Genomic DNA, 9273 nt, shown 5'->3' on the forward strand with positions numbered 1-9273 from the left:
CGGCCCGAGTCCGCTCCGAGGGTGCCCGCACCCCCCTGCTGATCCTCGCCCAGGCCACCGCACCGCTCACCGTCCGCGAGCGCGAGATCGCCCTGCTCGCCGCCGTCGGCAACGCCAGCAAGGACATCGCCACAGTCCTGGCCCTGTCGGTACGCACGGTCGACAACCACCTCCAGCACGCCTACGCCAAGCTCGGGGTGACCACCCGGCACGAACTGGCCCAGGCACTCGGGGTAGTTGAGTAACGGTTGCTCATCCCCCGCGAGCGCGGCGCGGACACGCTTGCCCACGGCGGCAACGTTGTCGCCGGACCACCCAGTTCTCGTCATCGGGGGATGACCACATGAGACTGAGCATGATCAATGCCATAGTCGCCGCGGCGCTCGGCGCGAGCCTGGTCGGACTGTCGGGAGCCGCTGCCGCCGGTGTCGGCTCCGTCCAGCCGCTGGCCCTGACCTACTTGCCGCTGACCAACTACAACAGCGGTAAGTGTCTGGACCTGCCCGAGTCCAGTTCGGACGACGGACAGGGCCTGGAGCAGTACCAGTGCAACGGCGGCGCGAACCAGAAATGGGCGCTGCAGTACATCGACAGCGACACCAGCGGCAATTACTACCGGATCGTCAACCAGAGCAGCGGCAAGTGCGTGGACGTCCGGGACCGCAGCTCGGACAACAACGCCGTCGTGGTCCAGAACGGCTGCAACACGCAGTACAGCCAGCAGTGGAGACTGAACTACGTGGCGGACAACACCCTGCGATTCCAGCTGGTGGCGCGCCACAGCCTCAAATGCGCGACCGTCGCCAATTCGAGCACGGCCAACAAGGCCGGAATCCTTCAGTACAGCTGCGGTACGTCCGTGAACTGGAACCAGTACTGGCTGTACGGCTGATGAGGGCGGCGCGAAGAACCATCCTCACTGTCGTGCTGACAGTGCTGTGCGCGTTGGCGGGACCCGGGGTCGGATGGGCGGCCTCGGGCGACGGCGGACCAACTGCCGTGGCGGCGTCGACAGTTGCGGCGAAACGCCCGGCCTGGCAGGCGACGAGCGGTGTGCCGGGTCCGGGACTTCCGGCGCGGAAGCAGACCTCCGGCGCCTCACCGGCGCTGTTGGCCTGTGACACGCACGCGGTCGGCAACTGGAGCTACACCGACCAGGCAGGTGTGCGGCACAACGCCATGAACAGTCAGGTGCAGGTGCGGGATCACCTCACCGGCGCGCTGATCGCCGGGCTCACGAACTCCGCGGGCAATTTCGACATCTGTTTCGGCGCCGCGCAGTTCACGCAGATGTACATCACGTTCAAGGCCGAGAACGCCGCGTGGCGGGTACAGAACGGCACGGACGTCTACAACTGGAGTACGCCGATCCGTGCCAATCCGGTGCCGGGCAGCACGGTGAACTTCGGCGCCATGGCCCCCGTCGACGTGGCGGGCAACCGAGCCGCTCACGCGTTCGATGTGGGCAACGACGCGTGGTTGGGGGTTCCGCATTCCAACGGCTGCTGGGATCCGAAGGACACCACGTGCAGCCAGGTGCGGATCGACTGGGCGAACGACCGGACCAGCGGGATGGATCACTACGACCAGACGGGCAACTTCGTGTCGCTGCTCTCCGCGACTCCGGACGCCCCGATGTCGGTCATGCACGAGATCGGCCACGCACTGATGGACGACCTCTACAACGACGCGTTTCCGTCGACCGCGGGCTGCCCCGTTCCTCATCCTCCCAACGCGGCCAGCACCGCCGTATGCGCATGGATCGAGGGATGGGCGACCTTCTTCTCGTTGGCCATGTACCACACGTCGGTATACAGAGACTCGGCCGACTACGAGTATCCGAGCTGGGGCTCCAACGGTGTCGCCAACGGTGATGTGACGGAGACGCGGGTCATCGGCGCACTTCAGGACCTCATCGACACCGGCGCCCATGCCAGCGAAACCTGGGACCAGCACAGTGAGGGCTTCGGAGTGGAATTCTTCACGCTGGCGCATCACGTCGACAACACGTTCGCGTCGTTCTGGAACAGCCGTGGAGCGGATGGGTTCGACGTGTCCGACGCCACCAAGGGGTCGCTCTACCAGAACACGATCGACTATCAGTACCGCAACCCCTTGATCGAAGGACAAGGGCAGTCCCTCCCCACCTTCCTCTCGGACACGCCACCGCAGAACTTCGGCTTCAACACCACGGTCCACTCGTGGTCCGTGGTCGCGCTGCGGCCGTCGGCGCCGACCGACTTCGACTTCACGATGTACGACGACCGGGCGCAGACGTCGTTCCTCAAGGCCAGCAATTTCAACGACCAGGCGGTGGATTTCGTCGCGATCGACTCGAATCTGCGGCCGCTGGGCGACTACTACCCACGGGTGAACCAGTTCCGGGGACCCGGTACCTTCCGCATCGAGCACGTGCAGGCCTTCCAGACCTTGCAGCCGGCGTCGTCCAGTTCGTTCCGCTTCGACGACTCGAATGTCGCCGCGGTGGAGGAGACGGACCTGACCGCGGGTGTGCCGGTGACCATCAGTCTGACCGAGGCAAGCGTGATCTCGACCGCCAGCCTGTTCATCATGGGCGACGATCCGAGCACGCCGGCGACGTTCGTGCAGAACCGTAGCTCCGCGGTGGTGTCCGCTGTCGCGGACCCCATATTCGGTGGACCGGTCTCGGTGACCTTCACCCCGACACGGACCGGCCGCTACGGCGTCGTCGTCACGGGGGACAACGGCGGCGGCGACTACACGCTGACGCGCAGCTGACCCACAACGGGGGGGAAGGGGGTGGCGCGTGGCCCCGGCCACGCGCCACCCCCTTCGGCGTATCCGCGCCGTCATAGGGTGATCGGCATGAGCATCATCGGGGTTGGTATCGACGTGGCCGAGATCGCCCGGTTCGCGGCGTCCCTGGAACGTACGCCCGGTATGGCCCAACGCCTGTTCCTGGACAGCGAGTTGCTGCTGCCGAGCGGGGAACGCCGTGGGCCCGCCTCCCTCGCCGCCCGCTTCGCCGCGAAGGAGGCCCTGGCCAAGGCGCTCGGTGCCCCGGCGGGGCTCCACTGGACGGACGCGGAGGTGTACGTCGAGGACAGCGGGCAGCCCCGGCTGAAGGTGACGGGGACGGTCGCGGCACGGGCGGCCGAGCTGGGGGTGCGGTCGTGGCATGTCTCGTTGAGCCACGACGCGGGGGTGGCCTCCGCCGTGGTCGTGGCCGAGGGCTGACGGCCCGGGTGCGGTCCCCGCCGCACACGGGGCAGACTCGACCGTATGCGTACTGCGTACAGCGTGGAGACGGTAAGGGCCGCCGAGCGACGGCTGATGGCGCGGGTTCCGGAGGGTGCGCTCATGCAGCGGGCCGCCGCCGGACTCGCCGTCGCCTGCGCCCAGTTGCTGGGGCGGGTCTACGGCAGTCGGGTCGTGCTGCTGGTGGGGAGCGGGGACAACGGGGGCGATGCCCTGTACACCGGGGCGCGGCTGGCTCGGCGGGGCGCGGCGGTCGCGGCCGTGCTGCTCGCGCCCGAGCGCACCCACCCGGGCGGGCTCGCGGCGCTGCTGCGGGCGGGCGGTCGTACCGTCGCGGCCGGTGATGCCGAGGAGACCGTCCTCCGCGCCGATCTCGTCGTCGACGGGATTCTCGGGATCGGAGGGAGGGGTGGGCTGCGGCCCGACGCCGCGCGGCTCGCGGCGCTTGCCGGGGACTCCCGGGGTGTCGTCGTCGCCGTTGACCTGCCCAGCGGGGTCGAGGCGGACAGCGGTGAGGTGCGGGGGGCTGCCGTGCGGGCCGATGTCACCGTCACCTTCGGGGCTCATAAGCCTGGGTTGCTGATCGATCCTGCGCGGGAGTACGCCGGGGCCGTGCGGCTTGTTGATATCGGGCTGGGGGGTGAATTGCCTGATGAGGCCGAGTCGGAGGCCCTGCAACATGCGGATGTGGCGCGGTTGTTGCCTGTGCCGGGGGCCGAGAGTGACAAGTATCGGCGGGGGGTTGTCGGGATCGCCGCCGGGTCCGGGCGGTATCCGGGGGCTGCTGTGCTTGCCGTTGCCGGGGCCTTGCGGGGTGGGGCGGGGGCCGTGCGGTATGTCGGGCCGGCCTCTGATGCGGTGATCGCTCGGTTTCCTGAGGTGCTGGTGTCGGAGGGTGGGCCGCTGAAGGCTGGGCGGGTGCAGGCCTGGGTTGTCGGGCCCGGGGGTGGTGATGACGCCTCGACTGTGGCTGATGTGGTGACCGCTGATGTGCCTGTGCTCATTGACGCGGACGGGTTGCGGTTGGTTGATCCGGGTGCTGTGCGGGGGCGTCGGGCGCCGACGTTGATGACTCCTCATGCGGGGGAGGCGGCTGCGTTGCTCGGGGTTCCTCGGGGGGAAGTTGAAGGGGCTCGGTTGGAGTCCGTGCGGGAGTTGGCCGGGCGGTATGGGGCGACCGTGTTGCTCAAGGGGTCGACCACGCTTGTTGCCGACTCGGGGGGTGGGGCGGTGCGGGTCAATTCGACGGGGACGGGGTGGCTGGCTACGGCGGGGAGTGGGGACGTGTTGTCGGGGCTCTGTGGGTCGTTGTTGGCGGCGGGGGTGTCGGCGTTCGATGCGGGGAGTGTGGGGGCGTATCTGCATGGATTGGCGGGGAGGTTGGCTGCGGATGGGGCGCCGGTGGGGGCGCATGATGTGGCTGAGGCGGTTCGGGTTGCCTGGCGGGATGTGCGGGACTGAGTTTTTTCGCCCCCGCCGCCCCTACCCGTCCCATCACTGGGGGCTGCCGCCTCCAGACCCCCGCTTCGGCCTGGACGGCCTCGTCCTCAAACTCCCCCAGAGGGGGGACCCCCAACGGGCTGAGTGGTGGCGGCCCGTGCTGAACGAGTGGACGGGCTGGATATGGCGGCCTGTGCTGAAAAGCCGGACGGGCTGACAGTGAACGCTCGTCAATAAGGGTGACCCCTCCGCGCGGCACCCGGCTCCCGCCGTACCGCCACGTTTCTCTGATCGCATGATCAGTACACGAATCGCGCACAGAAGTATCGCGGTGCTGCTCACCGCGGTGATCGCTCTCCCCGTCGGGGCCGGTAGTGCCTGGGGTGCCGATGGGCCGGTGCCGCCGGCTGCGGGGCCCGGGGAGAGTGAGTTGGTGCCGGGGGTGCCGCCGGGGCCGTATCAGCCGTGGCAGATCGATACGCCTGATCAGGCGCTCCCGCCGAAGGTGTACGCGCCCAGCGCTGAAGAAGACCGGGTTGAGCCGCACAACGCCGCCGTGGGGACCTACGCGCTCGTCGAGTACGTGCCGATCGGGGACGCCGTCGCGAAGGTGAGCTGCAGCAAGCAGACCGGGCCGTATCAGCGGGGCGTGGAGCGGTGGTTGAAGCTGAAGGTGGACGGCAGGCAGTCGGGTGCCGACTGCAAGGCCATTCGTGCCTTTCAAAAGAAGCAGGGCATTAAGCCTGCGATCGGGTTCGCCGGGCCGGTGACCTGGGCGCGGATGCAGTTGATCGGTGCGAAGAAGAATCCGAACGCCGCGCGGAAGTGTCCCGTCCGCTCGTACCGGGTCGCCTGTGTCGATCTCGACCGGCAGCTGACCTGGGTGCAGAAGGGGAAGAAGGTCGTCTTCGGGCCGGTGCCGATGCGCAGTGGGCGTGGTGGGCATGTGACCCGGGGCGGTTGGCACAAGATCTACTGGAAGCACAAGAACCACTGGTCGACGCTCTACAACAGCCCCATGCCGTATGCCCAGTTCTTCGACGGCGGCATCGCCTTCCACGCCGTCTACGGCAGCATCTACACCACCGTCGGCTCCTGGGGCTGCGTCAATCTGCGGCTGGCCGACGCACGCAAGCTCTGGGGTGTCCTCAAGAAGGGCGACCGCGTGTACGTGTGGGGGCACCGGCCCGGGAACTAGGGAACGAGGAGGGCTCAGAGGGGGTGTCAGTCCCCTCTGAGACACTGGGGGTGCCATGAATGAGACAGCGACACAGCTCACCGCACCGCTGCGCGCCCGCGCCGAGATCGATCTGGGCGCCCTGCGGGCCAATGTGCGTGCCCTGCGCGCCCTCTCGCCGGGCGCGGCCGTCATGGCCGTGGTGAAAGCCGATGCCTACGGCCATGGGGCGGTGCCGTGTGCCCGCGCGGCTGTCGAGGGCGGGGCCACCTGGCTCGGTACCGCCACGCCCCAGGAGGCGCTCGACCTGCGGGCCCGTGCCGGGTTGCCCGACGGCGTGCGGATCATGTGCTGGCTGTGGACCCCGGGCGGGCCCTGGCGGGAGGCCATCGAGGCCGATCTCGATGTGTCGGTGAGCGGGATGTGGGCCCTGGAAGAGGTCACTGACGCCGCTCGTGCTGTTGGGCTTCCCGCGCGCGTGCAGCTCAAGGCCGACACCGGGCTCGGGCGTAGTGGGTGTCAGCCCGGCGATGACTGGGTCGAGCTGGTCGATGCTGCCCTGCGCGCCGAGAGCGACGGGCTTCTCCGTATCACCGGGCTCTGGTCCCATCTCGCCTGCGCCGACGAACCCGGGCATCCCTCCATCGACGCCCAACTCGTTCTCTTCCGCGAGATGGTGGCGTACGCGGAGGAGCGTGGGGTGCGGGCCGAGGTGCGGCACATCGCCAACTCGCCTGCCACGCTCACCCGTTCCGACGCGCACTTCGACCTCGTCCGGACCGGCATCGCCGTCTACGGCATCTCGCCCAGCCCCGAGGTGGGATCCTCGGCCGACTTCGGGCTGCGGCCGGTGATGTCCCTGAAGGCGTCCGTCGCGCTGGTGAAGCAGGTGCCGGGCGGGCACGGGGTCAGTTACGGGCATCACTACGTCACCCCGGGCGTGACCACCCTCGGACTCATCCCCGTCGGGTACGCGGACGGCATCCCGCGGCACGCCTCCGGCACCGGGCCGGTGCTGGTCGGCGGGAAGTGGCGGACGGTCGCCGGGCGGGTCGCCATGGACCAGTTCGTCGTGGACCTGGGTGGGGACGAGCTGGAGGCCGGGGCGGAGGCGATTCTGTTCGGGGCCGGTGATCATGGTGAGCCCACCGCCGAGGACTGGGCGCAGGCCGCCGGGACCATCGCCTACGAGATCGTGACCCGCATCGGAACACGCGTTCCCCGCGTCTACGTCAATGAGGTCGTCGGCGAGGGCGGTCCCGGGGTCGGCCCCGAGGTCGTTCCGGAGATCATTCCCGGGTATGAGGGAGACGACGTAGCGCAGGGTTCTGACGTGAAGAGGAGCGGCACGTGAGCGAGAGCAGTGCGGAGGCAGTCGCTGCGGTCGCCTCCGCCGCCGCGGGGGCGGGCGGGAACTGGCGGAAGGCCACCGGTATCGCCGGTGCCGCGATAGGTGTGATCGCCGCCGGTGCCGCGGCCGGTGTCGCCATAGAGCGGATGACCGTCGGGCGGGGGATGCGCGAGCGGGCCCGGCTGGCGCTCGACTCGACGGGGCCGTACGGCTCGTTGCGCGGTACGCCTGGTACGGCCCGCGCCGACGACGGTACGGAGCTGTACTACGAGGTCGACGACATCGAGCCGGAGGTCGCCGTCACGCCCAAGCGGCGGCGGCTCTTCGGGCGGAAGGCCCCGGCCCCCGTCACCGTCGTCTTCAGTCACGGGTACTGCCTGAACCAGGACTCCTGGCACTTCCAGCGGGCCGCCCTGCGCGGGGTCGTGCGGACCGTGCACTGGGACCAGCGCAGCCACGGGCGTTCCGCGCGCGGGGTCGCGCAGCTGGAAGACGACATGCCGCTCACCATCGACCAGTTGGGGCGCGACCTGAAGGCCGTGATCGACGCGGCCGTGCCCGAGGGGCCGATCGTGCTCGTCGGGCACTCCATGGGCGGCATGACGGTGATGGCGCTCGCCGACCAGTACCCCGACCTGATCCGCGACCGGGTCGTCGCCACCGCCTTCGTCGGTACGTCCTCCGGGCGGCTCGGCGAGGTCAACTTCGGGCTGCCGGTCGCCGGGGTCAACGCGGTGCGGCGGGTGCTGCCGGGCGTGCTGAAGGCGCTCGGGCAGCAGGCCGCGCTGGTGGAGCGGGGGCGGCGGGCCACCGCCGATCTGTTCGCCGGGATCATCAAGCGGTACTCGTTCGCTTCGCGGGACGTCGATCCGGCGGTCGCGCGGTTCGCCGAGCGGATGATCGAGGGCACGCCCATCGATGTCGTCGCCGAGTTCTACCCGGCCTTCACCGACCACGACAAGACCGCCGCCCTGCCCCACTTCAAGGACATGCCGGTGCTCGTGCTGGCCGGGATCGGCGATCTCGTCACGCCCAGTGAGCACAGTGAGGCCATCGCCGACCTGCTGCCGGACGCCGAGCTGGTGCTCGTGCCGGACGCCGGGCACCTGGTCATGCTGGAGCACCCGGAGGTCGTCACCGACCGCCTCGCCGACCTGCTCACCCGCGCGGGTGCCGTACCGGCAGGCGCTACCGTAAGTGGCTATGGAAGCACCAGCAGCACCGCACAACGCGGCTGAGCCCCTGTCCGTATCGATCACCGTCAACTCCCCCGAGCAGATGCGGGAGTTGGGGCTGCGTCTGGCCAAGTTGTTGCGCGCGGGCGACCTCGTGATGCTCACGGGGGAGTTGGGCGCCGGCAAGACGACACTCACCCGGGGTCTGGGGGAGGGGCTCGGGGTGCGGGGAGCGGTGACCTCGCCGACCTTCGTGATCGCCCGGGTGCATCCCTCGCTCGGTGACGGGCCGCCGCTTGTGCACGTCGACGCGTATCGGCTCGGTGGCGGGCTCGATGACATGGAGGACCTCGATCTCGATGTCTCGCTGCCCGAGTCCGTGATCGTCGTGGAGTGGGGTGAGGGGAAGGTCGAGGAGTTGACGGACGACCGGCTCTCGCTCGTCATCCACCGGGCCGTCGGGGATACCACCGACGAAGTACGGCATGTCACCGTCACCGGGCTCGGTGCGCGGTGGGCCGCGGTTGAACTGGGCGTGCTCGGCGGCTGACCGGGGGGTGCGAGGGGGTGCGAGGGGTGTGGGTTCCGACAAGGTGTCGGCAAGATGTTGCGTTCGGGGTCTCGCGCGTGGTCACATGGTATCCAGTTCGTAGTTAGGTCTACCTAACTACGTCTGCCCCCGGCTCCCAGGAGGCGTCCATGTCGGTTTCAGAGAACCAGCGTGAGTGGGCGCGGCCGTTTGCGTTCGCTGGGGTGTCCATGCGGGAGCTGTTGGCGGCGGGGGTTGCGGCCAAGGCCGTTTCTACGCCGCCTCCCGCGCCGGAGCCGGGGGAGGTGCCGGGCGAGCGGCGTCAGCGTAAAGCGGCGTAGTCGTTCGGCTGCGCGCCGGT

The 9273-nt window shown here is 69.2% G+C and carries 9 protein-coding genes; all 9 read left to right on the top strand.

The annotated features are described in order from the left end of the window. Positions 1-245, top strand: a 245-nt coding sequence (locus SPR02S_RS55070; protein ID WP_043258054.1) for a helix-turn-helix domain-containing protein, incomplete at its 5' end; no start/stop codon positions are given. 110 nt (positions 246-355) lie between these two features. After that, positions 356-892 (top strand): RICIN domain-containing protein, encoded by a 537-nt coding sequence (locus SPR02S_RS03595; protein WP_019055553.1) that lies wholly within the window; start codon positions 356-358, stop codon positions 890-892. Positions 893-924: 32 nt separating this feature from the next. Then, entirely contained in the window at positions 925-2760 is a 1836-nt protein-coding gene (locus SPR02S_RS03600; protein WP_245607489.1) for a hypothetical protein, read from the top strand. Positions 2761-2847: 87 nt separating this feature from the next. Then, positions 2848-3219: a holo-ACP synthase gene (locus SPR02S_RS03605; RefSeq protein ID WP_019055555.1), complete on the top strand. Its 372-nt coding sequence runs from the start codon at positions 2848-2850 to the stop codon at positions 3217-3219. Between the two features lie 45 nt (positions 3220-3264). Further along, a complete protein-coding gene (locus SPR02S_RS03610) occupies positions 3265-4701 on the top strand; it encodes a bifunctional ADP-dependent NAD(P)H-hydrate dehydratase/NAD(P)H-hydrate epimerase (RefSeq protein WP_026150170.1) in 1437 nt (478 codons plus the stop codon). Positions 4702-4975: 274 nt separating this feature from the next. Continuing rightward, complete coding sequence (locus tag SPR02S_RS03615) at positions 4976-5878, top strand: L,D-transpeptidase family protein (RefSeq protein ID WP_026150171.1); 903 nt, start codon at positions 4976-4978, stop codon at positions 5876-5878. Between the two features lie 55 nt (positions 5879-5933). Next, positions 5934-7211: an alanine racemase gene (gene alr / locus SPR02S_RS55075; RefSeq protein ID WP_019055558.1), complete on the top strand. Its 1278-nt coding sequence runs from the start codon at positions 5934-5936 to the stop codon at positions 7209-7211. Beyond that, the gene (locus tag SPR02S_RS03625) at positions 7208-8446 is read left to right on the top strand and encodes an alpha/beta fold hydrolase (protein WP_019055559.1); all 1239 of its coding nucleotides are present in this window, start codon (positions 7208-7210) and stop codon (positions 8444-8446) included. Before alr ends, SPR02S_RS03625 begins: the two co-directional genes overlap by 4 nt. Continuing rightward, positions 8412-8933 carry a tRNA (adenosine(37)-N6)-threonylcarbamoyltransferase complex ATPase subunit type 1 TsaE gene (gene tsaE, locus SPR02S_RS03630; RefSeq protein ID WP_026150172.1) on the top strand — a complete coding sequence of 174 codons (522 nt, stop codon included), beginning with the start codon at positions 8412-8414 and terminating at the stop codon, positions 8931-8933. Before SPR02S_RS03625 ends, tsaE begins: the two co-directional genes overlap by 35 nt. Positions 8934-9273 lie beyond the last annotated feature (340 nt).

Origin of the sequence: Streptomyces prunicolor NBRC 13075, from assembly GCF_000367365.1 — a bacterium.
Classification (GTDB): Bacteria; Actinomycetota; Actinomycetes; order Streptomycetales; family Streptomycetaceae; genus Streptomyces; species Streptomyces prunicolor.

What these genes read in the sequence shown, in the direction of transcription:
- alr (WP_019055558.1), top strand. Translation starts at nt 5,934, where the DNA reads ATGAATGAGACAGCGACACAGCTCACCGCACCGCTGCGCGCCCGCGCC.
- SPR02S_RS03610 (WP_026150170.1), top strand. Translation starts at nt 3,265, where the DNA reads ATGCGTACTGCGTACAGCGTGGAGACGGTAAGGGCCGCCGAGCGACGG.
- SPR02S_RS03615 (WP_026150171.1), top strand. Translation starts at nt 4,976, where the DNA reads ATGATCAGTACACGAATCGCGCACAGAAGTATCGCGGTGCTGCTCACC.
- SPR02S_RS03595 (WP_019055553.1), top strand. Translation starts at nt 356, where the DNA reads ATGATCAATGCCATAGTCGCCGCGGCGCTCGGCGCGAGCCTGGTCGGA.
- SPR02S_RS03605 (WP_019055555.1), top strand. Translation starts at nt 2,848, where the DNA reads ATGAGCATCATCGGGGTTGGTATCGACGTGGCCGAGATCGCCCGGTTC.
- tsaE (WP_026150172.1), top strand. Translation starts at nt 8,412, where the DNA reads ATGGAAGCACCAGCAGCACCGCACAACGCGGCTGAGCCCCTGTCCGTA.